This window comes from Promicromonospora sp. Marseille-Q5078 (assembly GCF_050315395.1).
Classification (GTDB): domain Bacteria; phylum Actinomycetota; class Actinomycetes; order Actinomycetales; family Cellulomonadaceae; genus Isoptericola.
The window spans coordinates 1-14776 of sequence record NZ_JBNPQG010000001.1 but is presented as its reverse complement, the minus strand read 5'-3'; the positions used below and the strand labels follow the sequence as shown (position 1 = coordinate 14776).

Genomic DNA, 14776 nt, shown 5'->3' with positions numbered 1-14776 from the left:
GGCTACCGTGTCGCCGTGCCCCGCAGCAGCCGTGACCGCACCGTGGAGTTCCGCCTCGCCCCCGACGACGTCTCCGCGATCCGGTTCGGCGTCTCGCCCGGCCACGAGCTCGCGCACGCGGTCCGGGTGCTGGCGCAGCCGCCGTACCACCCGCTGCAGTGGGGATGGCTGCGCCAGGCGCGGGGCCGGGCCCCGGCTCGCGCGCTGGACCTGCTGTCGCTGCTCGTCGCCGCCGACGGGTACATGCCGGACTTCCTCACCTCCACCCCCGGCTGGGACCTGGGGCCGGACGACGAGCTGGAGCGGCTGCGGGAGGCGGAGCTCGGGCCGCTGCGGGTCGACCTCCTCAAGCGCGTGGACCGCACGAGCGGGGCGGACCAGCGGCTGCTGCGGGCGCTCGCCGACGACCCCGAGCACGCCCGCGCACTTGCCGCCGACGCCTGGCGGCAGGTGTGGGACGCGGTGCTCGCGCCCGTCTGGCCGCAGCTCGAGCGGCTGCTGCGCGCCGACATCGGCTCCCGCTCCCGCCGCGTCACGACGCACGGGATCGGCGCCATGGTGGACACCCTGCACGAGGCCGTGACCTGGGCGCCCGACGCCGTGCGCGTGCGCCTGCGGATGCACGGCGAGGAGCTCGACTGCGCGGGCAGCGGGCTGGTGCTCGTCCCGTCGGTGATGGCGCCGCGGTGCTCGGTCGTCACCGAGCCGCCGGCGCAGCCGACCCTCTTCTACCCGGCCCTAGGGATCTCCGAGCGCTGGGCCGACGACGTCCCCGACCCGTCCGGGGCGCTCGCGGGCCTGCTCGGCGCCGGCCGCGCCGGCGTGCTGCTGGCCCTCCGCGCCCCGCTGTCCACGAGCGAGGTCGCCGCGGCCGAGGGGCTCGCCGTCTCGACGGCGTCGCACCACCTGGCGCTGCTGCGCGGCGCCCGCCTGGTCGACTCGCGCCGCGAGGGACCGCGCGTGCTGCACGTGCGCACCCCGCTGGGGGAGGCGCTGGTCGGCGGGTGACGCCGCTCAGGACGTCGGCGCCGGTCCCGTGCTCTGCCGCACGGTGAGGCGCACCGGCACCGTCTGGTGCGCGCCGCTGAGGTCGAGGCCGTCGCGCACCTGCCGCAGCAGGAGGTCGACGAGGCTGCTGCCGATCCGCGCGAAGTCCTGCTCCACGGTGGTCAGCGGCGGCCACAGGTGCTCCGCGAGGGTGATGCCGTCGAACCCGACGACCGACACGTCCTGCGGCACCCGCCGGCCCGCCTCGTGCAGGGCGTGCAGCACGCCGGCGGCGGTCTCGTCGTTGGCGCAGAAGACGGCGGTGACGTCGGGGTCGGCGGCGAGCTCGCGGCCGGCGACGTAGCCGGTGCGGGCGGTCCAGTCCCCGTGCAGCGGCTCGGGGACGGGGCGGCCGGCCTGCTGCAGCGTCGCGCGCCAGGCGTCGATGCGGCTCTGCGCGGGCAGGGAGTCGTCCGGGCCGGCGACGTGGTGCACGGTGCGGTGGCCCAGGTCGAGCAGGTGCTGCACCGCGAGCCGCGTGCCCTCCGCCTGGTCGGCGCGCACGGCGGGGTGGGTGCCGACGAACCGCGAGTCCGACACGACCACCGGGAGCTGCGCGGGCAGGGCCAGGGTGTCGGGCGTGGCGGACTCGGCGCGCACGATGACGAGCCCGTCGATCGCCTGGTGGGAGAGCCGGGCGACGGCCGCGGAGACGTCGTCGGGGGAGGGGCTCTCGACGTCGACGATGGTCACGGTGTAGCCCTCGGCGCGGGCCGCCTCGACCACGGCCTCGACGGTGCGGGACTCGCCGGTGCGCGCCAGGCGGTGGGCGATCACGCCGATGGTGCCGAAGGCGCCGTAGCGCAGCGCGCGGGCGGCGGTGTTGGGGGCGTACCCGAGCTCCGTCATGGCGGCCTGGACGCGCTCGCGGGTCGCGGGCCGCACGTTGTCGAGGCCCATCGAGACCCGCGAGACCGTCTGCGAGGAGACGCCGGCGAGCGCCGCGACCTCGGCCATCGACGGCGCCGTCCGGGGGCGTCCACGGCCCCGGGTCCGCGCGTCCGCCGCGCCGTTCGTCTCGACCATCCCCGCCCTCTCCCGTGTCGTCGCGCGCGCCGCTGCGGCGGCTCGTGCGACCTTGCGCGTGCCCGCAGGGCTTGACATCCCTGCTGCCTCGCGACACTCTAATGCGGCCAGGATGTTTACGTAAACATTCGGCCCGTCCCCTGGGAGTCGCTTCGTGATCGCACACGCTCCGGCATCGTCGCCGCCCGTCGTGACCGACCTGCGCCGCAGTCGTCGGCGCTGGACGGGGTGGATGTTCGTGGGCCCGTTCATGCTGGTGTTCGCGCTGGTGTTCCTGGCCCCGATCGTCTACTCGCTGTACCTGTCGGTGTTCCGCACGCAGATGGTCGGCGGCACCACGTTCGTGGGCCTCGACAACTACGCGCAGGCGCTGCAGGACCCGCAGTTCTGGGAGGGGCTGGGCCGCGTCGCCCTCTTCCTCGTGGTGCAGGTGCCGATCATGCTCGGCATCGCCCTGCTCGTGGCGCTCGCCATCGACAGCGGCCGCCTGTACGGCCGGAACTTCTTCCGGATCTCGATCTTCATGCCCTACGCGGTCCCGGCCGTCGTCGCGTCGCTCATGTGGGGCTTCATGTACGGCACCCGGTTCGGGCTCATCGGCAACATCAACGACGCGTTCGGCGTCAGCCTGCCGAACCCGCTGTCGCCCGACCTCGTGCTGGCGTCGATCGGCAACATCGTCACCTGGGAGTTCGTCGGCTACAACATGCTGATCTTCTACTCCGCGCTCCGGGTGATCCCGCACTCGCTGTACGAGGCGGCGGAGATCGACGGGGCCGGCCAGTGGCGGGTCATCGGGTCCATCAAGCTGCCCGCCATCCGCGGGGCGCTCGTCATCGCCACGATCTTCTCGATCATCGGGAGCTTCCAGCTCTTCAACGAGCCCAGCATCCTGCAGTCGCTCGCCCCGAACGCCATCACGACGTCGTACACGCCCAACCTGTACGCCTACTCGCTGTCGTTCTCCGGCCAGCAGTACAACTACTCCGCGACCGTGGCCATCATCATGGGCCTGATCACCATGGTGATCGCCTACGTGGTGCAGCTGCGCGGCATGCGCAAGGAGCCGTGACCCGTGCCGACGCTGCCCGCCACCCCCGCCCGTCCCGCCCGCCCCGCCGCACGGCTGCGCACCCCGCGCCACCACTCCGTGGCCCGCCCGCGGCGCAGCACCCTGCTCACGGTGCTTACCGCCGTCGTGCTGGTGTACTCGCTGGTGCCGCTGGTCTGGCTGCTGATCAACGCCACCAAGACGCAGGAGGACCTGTTCTCCTCGTTCGGCCTCTGGTTCGGCGACTCGTTCTCCCTGTGGGACAACATCACCACGACGCTCACCTACGACGACGGCGTCTTCGTGCGGTGGTTCCTCAACACCGTCCTCTACGTGGTGGTGGGCGCCGGCGGCGCGACGTTCCTCGCGGTCCTCGGCGGCTACGCCCTCGCGAAGTTCGACTTCCCCGGCAAGCGCGGCGTCTTCGCCGTCGTCATCGGCGCCGTGGCCGTGCCGGGCACCGCGCTCGCCGTCCCGACGTTCCTCATGTTCAGCCAGATAGGCCTGACGAACACCCCCTGGGCCGTGATCATCCCGTCGCTGATCTCGCCGTTCGGGCTCTACCTCATGTGGACGTTCGCCGCCGAGGCGATCCCCGGCGAGCTGCTCGAGGCCGCGCGGATCGACGGGGCGGGCGAGTTCCGCACCTTCTTCCGCGTCAGCCTGCCGCTGCTCGCCCCGGGCATCGTCACCGTGCTGCTGTTCACGATGGTCGCCACCTGGAACAACTACTTCCTGCCGCTGATCATGCTGCGGGACACGTCCTGGTACCCGCTGACGCTCGGCCTCAACTCCTGGAACGCGCAGGCCGCCACCGCCGGCGGCGAGGCGATCTTCAACCTGGTCATCACCGGCGCGCTGCTGACGATCCTGCCGCTCGTCGTCGCCTTCCTGCTGCTGCAGCGCTACTGGCAGTCCGGCCTGGCCGCCGGCTCGGTCAAGGAATGAGCTCCCCCGTCGGTCGAGCCCCGTCGAGACCACACCAGAGGTGTCGACAGGCTCAACCACCGACGTCCACGTCTGACGATGAAGTGAGGACTCCCATGAACGCACGATCCCGCCACCTGGTGCGCGGCACCGCCCTCGCCGGCGTGCTGGCCCTCGGCCTCGCCGCCTGCGGCTCCGGCGAGGACGCCGGCTCCGGCGGCTCCGGCGACGCCGCGGCCGTCGACACCGCCGCCGTCCTGGAGAAGGGCGGCGAGCTCACGGTGTGGGCGTGGGAGCCCACCCTCGAGCAGGTCGTGAAGGACGTCGAGAAGAAGTACCCGAACGTCACGATCGACCTCCAGAACGTCGGCACCGCCAACGACGAGTACACCGCGCTGCAGAACGCGATCGCCGCCGGCGACGGCGTGCCCGACGTCGCGCAGATCGAGTACTACGCCGTGCCGCAGTTCGCCATCTCCGAGGCGCTCACCGACCTGGGCCCGCTCGGCGCGTCCGGGCTGGAGGGCACGTTCACGCCCGGCCCCTGGGGCTCGGTGCACAGCGGCGACGGCATCTACGGCATGCCCATGGACTCCGGCCCGATGGCGCTCTTCTACAACAAGGCGGTCTTCGACAAGTACGGCGTCGACGTCCCCACCACGTGGGACGAGTACCTCGACGCCGCGCGGAAGATCCACCAGGCCGACCCGAAGGCGTACATCGCCAACGACACGGGCGACGCCGGGTTCGCGACCTCGATGATCTGGCAGGCCGGCGGGCACCCGTACCAGGTGGACGGCACCGACGTGTCGATCGACTTCGCGGGCGACGAGGGCACCGCGAAGTTCACCAAGGTCTGGCAGCAGCTCATCGACGGGGACCTGCTCGCGCCGGTCTCGTCGTGGAGCGACGAGTGGTACCAGGGCCTCGGCAACGGCACGATCGCGTCGCTGACCATCGGCGCCTGGATGCCCGCCAACCTCGAGTCCGGCGTGCCGAAGGGCTCCGGCAAGTGGCGCGTCGCCGAGATGCCGCAGTGGGAGGCCGGCGCGCACGCGACGTCCGAGAACGGCGGCTCCTCGCTGACCGTGCCCGCGGCGAGCGAGAGCTCCGACCTGGCGTACGCCTTCCTCGACTACGCGACGAACGGCGACGGCGTGCAGACCCGCATCGACGGCGGCGCGTTCCCCGCCACCACGGCCGACCTCGAGTCGGAGGAGTTCCGCGGCACCGAGTCCGAGTACTTCGGCGGCCAGAAGATCAACGACGTGCTCGCCGACTCGGCCGAGAACGTCGTCGAGGGCTGGCAGTACCTGCCGTTCCAGGTCTACGCGAACTCGATCTTCAACGACTCGGTGGGCCAGGCGTACGTCTCCGGCACCACGCTGACGGACGGCCTCGCGACGTGGCAGGAGCAGTCCGCCACGTACGGCAACAGCCAGGGCTTCACCGTCAACAAGTAGCCGTCGCCCGCGACCGTCCCTGCGGGGCGGGGTCCTGCCCGGACCCTGACCCGCAGGGCGTTCGCCCGCCCTCGCCCGCCCCTTGACCCGAGAGGTTGCCCGCCCCATGCCCACGTTCGAGATCGGCGAGCGGGACTACCTGCTCGACGGCCGCCCCTTCCAGGTGATCAGCGGGGCGCTGCACTACTTCCGGGTGCACCCCGACCAGTGGGCCGACCGGATCCGCAAGGCCCGGCTCATGGGGCTGAACACGATCGAGACGTACGTGGCGTGGAACTTCCACGCGCCCGAGCCGGACGGGTTCGACCTCACCGGCCGGCGCGACCTCGGCCGCTTCCTCGACCTGGTGGCGGCCGAGGGACTGCACGCCATCGTGCGTCCCGGCCCGTACATCTGCGCCGAGTGGGACGGCGGCGGGCTGCCGGCGTGGCTCTTCGCCGACGGAGCCGGCGTGCGCCGGCACGACCCGGCGTTCCTCGCGGCCATCGGCACGTACTACGCGCACCTGCTGCCCGTGGTGGCCGAGCGCCAGGTGACGCGCGGCGGTCCCGTGCTCATGGTGCAGGTGGAGAACGAGTACGGCGCGTACCCGGGCGTGCCGCAGGACGAGCGGGCCCGCTACCTGCGCGCCCTCGTCGACCTCACCCGCGCGCAGGGCATCGACGTGCCCCTGTTCACCTGCGACCAGGCCGACGACGAGCACCTGTCGCTCGGCGGCCTGCCCGAGCTGCACAAGACGGCGAACTTCGGCTCGCGGTCGCTGGAGCGGCTCGCGGTGCTGCGCCGCCACCAGCCCACCGGCCCGCTCATGTGCACGGAGTTCTGGGACGGCTGGTTCGACTCGTGGGGGCTGGAGCACCACGTCACCGCGCCGGAGACCACCGCGCAGGACCTCGACGACCTGCTCGGCGTCGGCGCGTCGGTCAACCTGTACATGTTCCACGGCGGCACCAACCTGGGCCTCACCAACGGGGCCAACGACAAGGGCACCTACCTGCCCATCACCACGTCGTACGACTACGACGCCCCGCTGTCCGAGCACGGCGCGGCCACCGCGAAGTTCCACGCCCTGCGGGCGGTGATCGCCAAGCACGCCCCCGTGCCCGACGAGCTGCCGGCCGACCCGGGGCCGGCGCCGGAACTCGACGTCGTCCTCGACCGCCGGGTGCCGCTCGACGGCGTCCTGGACCTCGTGTCCGGCCGGAGGTCGCGGACGTCGTCCGCGGTGCCCCCGGCGATGGACGACCTGCGCCAGTGGTCCGGGTTCGCGCTGTACGGCACGCGGGTCGAGGCCGACGACGCCGTCCTCGTGGTCGAGGAGGTCCGCGACCGTGCGCTCGTGGCGCTCGACGGCGACCCCGTCGGCGTGCTCGACCGCACCACGCACGCCTGGTCGCTGCCGCTGCCGCGCCGGTCGGGCACGCTCACCCTGCTCGTCGAGGACCGGGGCCGCGTCAACTACGGCGCCCGGATCGGCGAGCCCAAGGGCCTCGTCGGGCCGGTGCGCACCGCGACCCGCGAGCTCACCGACTGGGAGGCCGTGCCGCTGCGGCTCGACGCGGCGCCGGGGCTCCTGGCCGACGACGTCTGGCAGGGGGCGGACGACGCACCCCTCGCGGGGCCGTCGTTCCACCGGGGCACGTTCGACTCCGTGGCGGGCGCCGACCACTTCCTCCGCCTCGACGGCTGGACCCGCGGCCTCGTCTGGGTCAACGGCGAGCTGCTCGGCAGGTACTCCGGCCAGGGCCCCACCGGCACCTCCTACGTGCCGGGCCCGCTGGTCCGCGCGGAGGGCAACGAGCTGGTGCTCCTCGAGCTGCACGGCGCCGCCGCGCCGCGCGCGCGGTTCGTCGCGGCCCCCGACCTCGGACCGACGGAGGCCTGACCCCGTCGTTGTGGGTACGCAAAGGGCGAGAATTCGGCCTCGAATTCTCGCCCTTTGCGTACCCACAACGACTCTCCCCTGGGCCACGGTAGGTTCGCCCGATGCGCCGTCCCGCCCCTCAGCCGTCGTCCGTCGCCCGCGTGCCGGGGTTCCGGCCGCTGCTGGCGATGTCGGCGCTGGGGTTCTCGGGGTACGCGCTGCTGCTGCCGGCCGCGCCGCTGTGGGCGGTGCGCGGCGGCGCGAGCGAGGGCGGCGCGGGCCTCGTCAACGCCGTCCTCATGCTGGCCACGGTGCTCACGCAGACCACCGTGCCGTGGCTCCTGCGGCGCGTGGGGTGGCGGCTCACGATGACGGTGGGCGTCGTGCTGCTCGGCGTCCCGTCGCTGCTGTTCATGGCGACCGACCAGCTCCCGTGGCTGCTCGCGCTCTCGGCCGTGCGCGGCACGGGGTTCGCGGTGCTGACCGTGTGCGGGTCGAGCGCCGTCGCTGCGCTCGTGGACGGGCCCCGGCACGGCCGCGCGATCGGGCTGTACGGGCTGTCGATCGCGTTCCCGCAGCTCGTGCTCGTGCCCAGCGCCGCGTGGGTCGCCGAGGCCCTCGACTTCCGCGTCGTCTTCGCCCTCGGCGCGCTGCCGGCGCTCGCGGTGCCGTTCGCGGCGGTGCTCGGGCGCCGGCTCGACGGGCTGGAGCGGCGCGACGACGACGCGGAGGGCGCGGCTCCCGCGGCGGACGGCGCGGGCCGCGGCCGCACGCTGCTCGCCCTCGTCATGCCGTCGCTCGTGCTGCTCGCGGTGACGACGCCCGGCGGGGCCCTGCTGACGTTCGCCCCGCAGTTCGCCGGGGGTGCGGGTGCGGCCGTGGCCGGCCTGCTCGGCTTCACGGCCGCGACGGCCCTGTCGCGCTGGGGCGTCGGCGGCCTCGCCGACCGCTTCGGGCCGCGGGTGTTCCTCGCGCCGCTGCTGGTCGTGTGCGCGGGCGGGCTGGTGCTGTGCGCGACGGCGATCGCGCAAGGCGGCGCGCGGCCGGCGCTGCTGGTGCTGGGGATGACGGTGGTGGGCGTCTCCTACGGCAGCCTGCAGAACCTCACGCTCGTGGCCGCGTTCGCCGCCGTTCCCGCGCGGCAGCACAGCACGGCGAGCGCGGTGTGGAACATCGGCTTCGACGCCGGCACGGGCCTCGGGTCGCTCGTCGTGGGGTTCATCGCCGCGGGGACCAGCTTCTCCGTCGGGCTGCTCACGACGGCCGTCGTGTGCGTCGTGGCGGCCGCCGCCGTCCTTCTCACCCGACCGCGGCGCTGAACCGCTGAGCTGTCGGGTGCACGATGGGTGGTGACGACCCGGCGAGGACGACGAGCGGAGGCCGAGATGGGCACGCAGCACGGTAAGCAGCACACGAAGTCGCAGGGCAAGCACGAGGGGAAGCACGGCGGGAAGCGGAAGGGGCCGAGCCTGTTCCAGCTGGTGATGCTGGCGCTGGTGGTCGCGGCCGTCACCAAGGAGCTGCAGAAGGACAAGGAGGACCGCACCTGGCACGGCACCGTCGCCGGGTTCGTCCCCTACGAGTTCCGCGTCCCGACCGTCGAGCGGTTCCGCGAGCGCGTGTGGGACCCGGAGGGCGAGCACCTGCTCAGCCCGCACGTCTTCGGCGTCGGGTGGACGCTCAACATCGGCCGCGTGGTGGAGCTGGTGAAGCGCCGGGTCGAGGACGCGCGCGAGGACGGCGCCCCGGCCTGACCCCGGCTGGTCATCTGCTCGCCGTCTCGGCGACGGGCGTGCGTGGTATATCTCGGGCGATGAACGCTCCTTCCCTCCACGTGCCCCCGGGCGGAACGATCGACCACATCCTCGCGACGCTCTCGTCGCTGGTCCCGAGCGAGCGCCGAGTCGCGCAGGAGTGCGCGGATCACCCTGAGGACGTCGTGGAGATGTCGGGCGCGGATCTCGCCGCCCGGACCGGTACCTCGCCGGCGACCGTGAGCCGTGCCTGCCAGAACCTGGGATTCCGGGGGTTCCAGCACCTGCGCATCCTCCTGGTCAGCGACCTCGCGGTCCGAGCCCGTGCCGACGAGCCGCCGGCCGACGGGGCGGCCGGGCACCTGCGCTCCTACTTCCAGGGTGCTGCCCGGATGATCGAGGGCGCGGTGACGACCGTCGACCCCGCGGCGTTCGACGCGGCGGCCCAGGCCGTCGCGGGAGACGGTCGACTGCTCGTCGTGGCCACGGGTGGCTCGGCTCCGGCGGCGCAGGCGGTCGCCCTCAGGCTCCTCATGGGCGGTCGGCCGTGCGAGGCGCCACCGGACGCGGTGGTGCAGGAGCTCACCGCGAGCGTGCTCAAGCCCGGCGACGTGTGCCTGGCCGTGAGCGAGAGCGGCGCGAACTCGGTGACGATGAAGGCGGTCGTCGCTGCTGCCGACGCCGGTGCGACCGTCGTCGCGGTCACGGGCTTCGCCAAGTCGCCGTTGACGGCGGTCGCCGACGTCAGCCTCGTCGCGGGCGCGCGCTTCCAGGCGTGGGACCGGGCCTCGGTGGGCGGGAACCTCGTCCAGATGCTGCTCCTGTCGGCACTCCAGGACGCGGTCGCGGCGCGGATGGCGGGCAGCGAGCGGGCCCGAGCCGCCGTGCAGGACGAGCTGGTCGAGATCGTCTCGCGCGACGAGGAGGCCGTGGAGCGGCACGCTCCACGGAATGTTCCCGATGAGCCCGCCGGGCATTGACCTGCGGGTCGTCCGCCGTTCACCTGTCCCGTAGACGATCCTTCCCGGAACGACATTCCGCAGGAAGTACCTGATCCGGAAGAGCGTTCCCGGAAGGCGTCTCATGGGAACGATCCAGCTGTCCGGCATCGGCCGGAAGTTCAAGAGCACCACGGCCGTCCGTGACATCGACCTCACGATCGACGACGGCGACTTCCTCGTCCTGCTCGGCCCGAGCGGGTGCGGCAAGACCACGCTGCTGCGCATGATCGCGGGGCTGCTCGAGCCCACCAGCGGCCGCATCGAGCTCGACGGGAAGGACATCACCGGGACCCCGTCCAAGAAGCGGGACCTCGCCATGGTGTTCCAGAGCTACGCGCTCTACCCGCACCTGAGCGTCCGGAAGAACCTCGCGTTCCCCCTGCGCGTCCAGAAGCTCGGCAGGGCCGAGACCGAGGCGAAGGTGCGGGCGGTGGCCGACTCCCTCGAGATCGGTCACCTGCTCGACCGCCGCCCGAAGGAGCTGTCCGGCGGCCAGCGTCAGCGTGTCGCGGTCGGCCGCGCCCTGGTGCGCGACCCCAAGGCGTTCCTCATGGACGAGCCGCTGTCGAACCTCGACGCGAAGCTGCGCACCGCCACCCGCCAGGAGCTCACCGCGCTGCACCGGCGACTGCGCGCCACGTTCGTGTACGTCACGCACGACCAGGTCGAGGCGATGACGATGGCGACCAAGATCGCCGTCCTGGACGGAGGCCGGATCGAGCAGCTCGGCACCCCCGAGGAGGTCTACGACCGGCCGGCATCGGTCTTCGTCGCGAGCTTTGTCGGCAGCCCTCCGATGAACCTCCTCGACGCCCGGGTGCTGACCGCGGGGGGACAGGTGACGGTCAGCGCCGAGGGCCTGGCCGGCGGCCTGTGGGCAGGCACCACCCCCGAGGCGGACATCGTGCTGGGCGTACGGCCCGAGCACCTCCACGTCGTCGACCCTGCCGCCGACCCTGCCTGCGCCGGCCCCGGAGTCACGCTCGCCGCGACGGTCGAGCTGGTCGAGAACCTCGGCAGCGAGCGCATCGTGACCTGCTCGGTCGGGCCGCAGCGGCTGAACCTGCGCACGGCGCGCGCGACCCGCCCGGATCCCGGCGACCAGCTGACGCTCGCCGCCGCCGTCGGCGACGTCCATGTGTTCGACCGGGAGACCGGGCGGCGCCTCGAGTGGGTGCCCGACGAGCAGACGGCCCGCGACGAGCTGGCCCCCGCCCTCTCCGGCGCATGACCCACCTTCGCCCCCCTACAGGAACGGATCTGCCATGAGACTCCCCGCCCGCATCACCGGGCTCGTCGCGACGCTCGCGGCCGGCGCGGCTCTCGCCGGCTGCGCCGCCTCCGCCGGCGCCCCCGCGGTGGACGCCGCGGCGCCCGGCGGTTCGCTCCCCGAGCTCGCCGACGACCAGAAGGTCGAGATCGTCTTCGAGTCGTACAACCTCTCGAACGCCGGCATCTGGTCGGACACCATCACCAAGCTCCTCGACGAGTTCGAGGAGCAGCACCCCAACATCACCGTGAAGGCGCAGCCGGTCGACTCGGCCAGCACGGGCGCGAGCGTGCAGAAGCAGGTGCTGGCGGGCGACCCGCCCGACGTCGCGCAGCTGACGTTCAACGAGCTCGATTTCGCCGCGTCGGAGCTCGGCGCACAGAACCTCACCGCGCTGGTGGGGCAGGACGCGCTCGACGAGCAGTTCGGCGGCGAGTACCCGTACCACGAGCGCGCCAAGGTGCTCGCCGACCAGGAGGGGGCGACGTACGGGCTGCCGTACGTGTTCTCGACTCCGGTGCTGTGGATCAACGCGTCGATGTTCGAGGACGCCGGGCTCGACCCGGCGACGGTCGACCTGTCGACCTGGGACGCCGTGCAGAAGGCCGCGGACCAGATCACGGAGCACACGGGCAGCCCGTCGGTGAGCATCACGTGCCTGGTCAACGGTGGCAGCTGGTGCATGCAGGGGCTGTTCCGCTCGAACGGTGCCCAGGTCCTGAGCGACGACCGTTCCGCGATCGACTTCGGCTCGGACGCCGCTGTCGACACCGTCGGGGTCTTCCGCGACATGTTCGCCTCCGGGGTGATGACGAACGAGGACTCGGCGGCGCAGTACGAGTCGTTCATCCAGGGCAAGACGGCGATCCACGTCAACACCTCTGCCCTGCAGGGCGCGTTCATGGACGGCGCGAAGTCCGGCGACTGGACTTTGGAGGCGCGCACGCTCCCGGCGTTCGGCGACCACCCCGTGGTGCCCACCAACTCCGGGTCGATGCTCAACATGTTCGCGACGGACCCGGCGAAGCAGGCGGCGTCCTGGGAGCTCATGCAGTGGCTCACGAGCCCGGAGGCCTACCAGACCATCTCCACGGAGATCGGCTACCTGCCCCTGCGATCCACGATGACGCAGGGCGACGGTCCGCTCGCGCAGTGGGTGCAGAAGAACCCGTTGGTGCAGCCGAACCTCGACCAGCTCGACACGCTCGAGCCGTGGGTCTCCTACCCGGGTGACAGCTACCTGCAGGTCGACCAGATCCTCGCCACGGCGATCGAGGACTCGATCTTCTACGACGCCGACGTGCAGGACACCATGAGCGACGCCGCCCAGCGCGCGCAGAAGCTGATCGAGGACTGAGGCCACCCATGACCGACACCACCGCACTCCCGGTCCGCCTCGTCGAGGTCGCCGGCCTGCACAACCTGCGCGACACCGGTGGGTACCGCGCGTCCGGCGGCACGAGCCGCTGGGGCAAGCTGTTCCGCTCCGACGCGCCGCACCGCCTCGACGACGAAGGGGTCGCCCGTGTCGCCGGGCTCCGCATCGAGCACGTCGTCGACCTGCGCGGTGACGACGAGCGGCGCGCCGCACCGAGCCGCCTGGACGGCATCCCCGCGCGGCTCCACCACCTCCCGGTGCTCGACGCCGCCGCCCCGGCCGTGCAGGCAGGCGCCGCCCTCGGGCTGGTCCCCGTCTACGACCACATGACGGACGACCGGGGAGCCAGCCTCGCCGAGGCGATCCGCGTGATCGTCGAGGCGGGCGACGACGAGGCGGTGCTCGTGCACTGCACCGCGGGCAAGGACCGCACCGGCCTCGTGGTGGCGCTCGCGCTGCTCGCCGCGGGGGTCGACCGGGCGGAGGTCGTCGCCGACTACGCCGCGAGCGCCGAGCACCTCAGCGGCGAGTGGGCCGACGGCATGCTCGCCGCCGTCCGCGAGGCGGGCCACGAGCCCACCGCCGAGGTGGTGGAGCTGATGACCGCGAGCCCCGCAGCCGTCCTGGAGCAGCTGCTCGACCGTCTCGAGCGCGAGCACGGCTCGGTGCGGGAGTACCTGCGGGCCCAGGGCCTCACGGAGGCCGAGCTCGACCGGCTCGCCGCCGTGCTCGTCACCCCGCCGGTCGACGCCTGAGACCGCCCGGCCCACCCGAAGAACCAGAGACCACCCGAAGGGAACCGTCATGACCGACACCACCGCCCCCGCCCCCCAGTACCCGCGCGCCGACCACCTGGTGCTGCACGTGTCCGACACCCACTTCGTCGGCGACGGCGAGCTGCTCCACGAGAAGATCGACTCGGACCAGAACCTCGCCGCGCTGTTCGAGGGCTTCGCCCGGTCCGACGCCACGCCGGAGGCGATCATCTTCACCGGTGACCTCGCGGACGCGGGCGACCCCGCGGCCTACCGCCGCCTGCGCGAGCTCGTCGAGCCGGCGGCCGCGAGGATCGGCGCCCAGGTGATCTGGGTGATGGGCAACCACGACGAGCGCGGCGCCTTCCGGGCCGGTCTGCTCGACGAGGACGCTACCGACCTCGCCCCGATCGACCGCGTCTTCGACGTGAACGGCCTGCGCATCATCGCGATCGACACGACGGTGCCGGGACAGCACTACGGCGAGATCTCCGACGAGCAGCTCGCCTGGCTGGCCCGCGAGCTCGAGACCCCGGCGCCCGACGGGACGCTGGTCGCCCTGCACCACCCGCCCGTCCCCAGCCCGCTCGGGCTCATCGCCCTCGTCGAGCTGCGGGACCAGGACCGGCTCGCGGAGGTGCTGAGGGGCACCGACGTGCGCGGCGTGCTCGGCGGACACCTGCACTACTCGACCCACAGCACGTTCGCGGGGATCCCCGTGTCCGTCGCGTCGGCGACCTGCTACACGCAGGACCTCAACGTCGTGCACCCCGGGGCCCGGGGCCAGGACGGCGGGCAGTCGTTCAACCTCGTGCACGTGTACGGCGACCGCGTGCTGCACTCGGTCGTCCCGATCGGCCAGTACCCGACCGTGTACGAGATGACGCCGGAGAGCCTCGCCGCGTTCATGGCGCAGACGCCGGACGAGCAGCTCGCCGCGGTGAACGCCTCGGTCGGGGAGTGACGGGCGTGTTCGTCGCCGTCGCACCGCCCGCCGAGCCGGCGCCCGCCTCCGTGGCGGGCGCCCGCCGGCGGGGGCGCCCCCCCCGGCGCCGGGGGGGCACCCGCCCCCGCCCCGCGGCGGGGGCGAAACAGGGGGGGGGGGGCCCGCCCCCCCCCGGGCGCGGCCGACCCGCCGCCCCCCGGCCGGGGCCGGGGCCGGGGCGGCGCGGGGGCGGGGGCGGGGAGCCGGCTGGGGGCGGACGGAGGGCGAGGGGTGGCGGCGGTTGGCAGGCGGAAA

General features: G+C 73.0%; 13 protein-coding genes. 12 read left to right on the top strand and 1 reads right to left on the bottom strand.

Annotation, left to right across the window (positions count from 1 at the left end; translation table 11 throughout):
* The first annotated feature begins 15 nt into the window (after nucleotides 1-15).
* Nucleotides 16-1008 carry a DUF5937 family protein gene (locus ACQFYA_RS00065; RefSeq protein WP_499120349.1) on the top strand — a complete coding sequence of 331 codons (993 nt, stop codon included), beginning with the start codon at nucleotides 16-18 and terminating at the stop codon, nucleotides 1006-1008.
* 6 nt (nucleotides 1009-1014) lie between these two features.
* Here ACQFYA_RS00065 and ACQFYA_RS00060 read toward each other — a convergent pair whose 3' ends face one another.
* On the bottom strand, nucleotides 1015-2073 hold the full coding sequence (locus ACQFYA_RS00060) for a LacI family DNA-binding transcriptional regulator (protein WP_499120347.1): 1059 nt from the start codon (nucleotides 2071-2073) through the stop codon (nucleotides 1015-1017).
* Between the two features lie 232 nt (nucleotides 2074-2305).
* On the opposite strand from ACQFYA_RS00060, the gene ACQFYA_RS00055 reads away from it, so the two are divergent.
* The 11 genes from ACQFYA_RS00055 (at nucleotide 2306) to ACQFYA_RS00005 (ending at nucleotide 14500) form a co-directional block, all read left to right on the top strand.
* Complete coding sequence (locus tag ACQFYA_RS00055; protein ID WP_499127375.1) at nucleotides 2306-3145, top strand: carbohydrate ABC transporter permease; 840 nt, start codon at nucleotides 2306-2308, stop codon at nucleotides 3143-3145.
* A 3-nt stretch (nucleotides 3146-3148) separates the two neighbouring features.
* Nucleotides 3149-4072 carry a carbohydrate ABC transporter permease gene (locus ACQFYA_RS00050; RefSeq protein ID WP_499120345.1) on the top strand — a complete coding sequence of 308 codons (924 nt, stop codon included), beginning with the start codon at nucleotides 3149-3151 and terminating at the stop codon, nucleotides 4070-4072.
* 95 nt (nucleotides 4073-4167) lie between these two features.
* On the top strand, nucleotides 4168-5514 hold the full coding sequence (locus tag ACQFYA_RS00045) for an ABC transporter substrate-binding protein (protein WP_499120343.1): 1347 nt from the start codon (nucleotides 4168-4170) through the stop codon (nucleotides 5512-5514).
* Nucleotides 5515-5620: 106 nt separating this feature from the next.
* Nucleotides 5621-7399 (top strand): glycoside hydrolase family 35 protein, encoded by a 1779-nt coding sequence (locus tag ACQFYA_RS00040; protein WP_499120342.1) that lies wholly within the window; start codon nucleotides 5621-5623, stop codon nucleotides 7397-7399.
* 101 nt (nucleotides 7400-7500) lie between these two features.
* Entirely contained in the window at nucleotides 7501-8697 is a 1197-nt protein-coding gene (locus ACQFYA_RS00035) for an MFS transporter (protein ID WP_499120340.1), read from the top strand.
* A 66-nt stretch (nucleotides 8698-8763) separates the two neighbouring features.
* A complete protein-coding gene (locus ACQFYA_RS00030) occupies nucleotides 8764-9132 on the top strand; it encodes a DUF5808 domain-containing protein (RefSeq protein WP_499120338.1) in 369 nt (122 codons plus the stop codon).
* A gap of 59 nt (nucleotides 9133-9191) precedes the next feature.
* Nucleotides 9192-10112: a MurR/RpiR family transcriptional regulator gene (locus tag ACQFYA_RS00025; protein WP_499120336.1), complete on the top strand. Its 921-nt coding sequence runs from the start codon at nucleotides 9192-9194 to the stop codon at nucleotides 10110-10112.
* Between the two features lie 103 nt (nucleotides 10113-10215).
* Complete coding sequence (locus ACQFYA_RS00020) at nucleotides 10216-11364, top strand: ABC transporter ATP-binding protein (protein WP_499120335.1); 1149 nt, start codon at nucleotides 10216-10218, stop codon at nucleotides 11362-11364.
* A gap of 34 nt (nucleotides 11365-11398) precedes the next feature.
* Nucleotides 11399-12760 carry an extracellular solute-binding protein gene (locus tag ACQFYA_RS00015; RefSeq protein WP_499120333.1) on the top strand — a complete coding sequence of 454 codons (1362 nt, stop codon included), beginning with the start codon at nucleotides 11399-11401 and terminating at the stop codon, nucleotides 12758-12760.
* 8 nt (nucleotides 12761-12768) lie between these two features.
* Complete coding sequence (locus tag ACQFYA_RS00010) at nucleotides 12769-13536, top strand: tyrosine-protein phosphatase (protein WP_499120332.1); 768 nt, start codon at nucleotides 12769-12771, stop codon at nucleotides 13534-13536.
* Nucleotides 13537-13585: 49 nt separating this feature from the next.
* Nucleotides 13586-14500, top strand: a complete 915-nt coding sequence (locus tag ACQFYA_RS00005; RefSeq protein ID WP_499120330.1) for a phosphodiesterase — start codon at nucleotides 13586-13588, stop codon at nucleotides 14498-14500.
* Nucleotides 14501-14776: the final 276 nt, after the last annotated feature.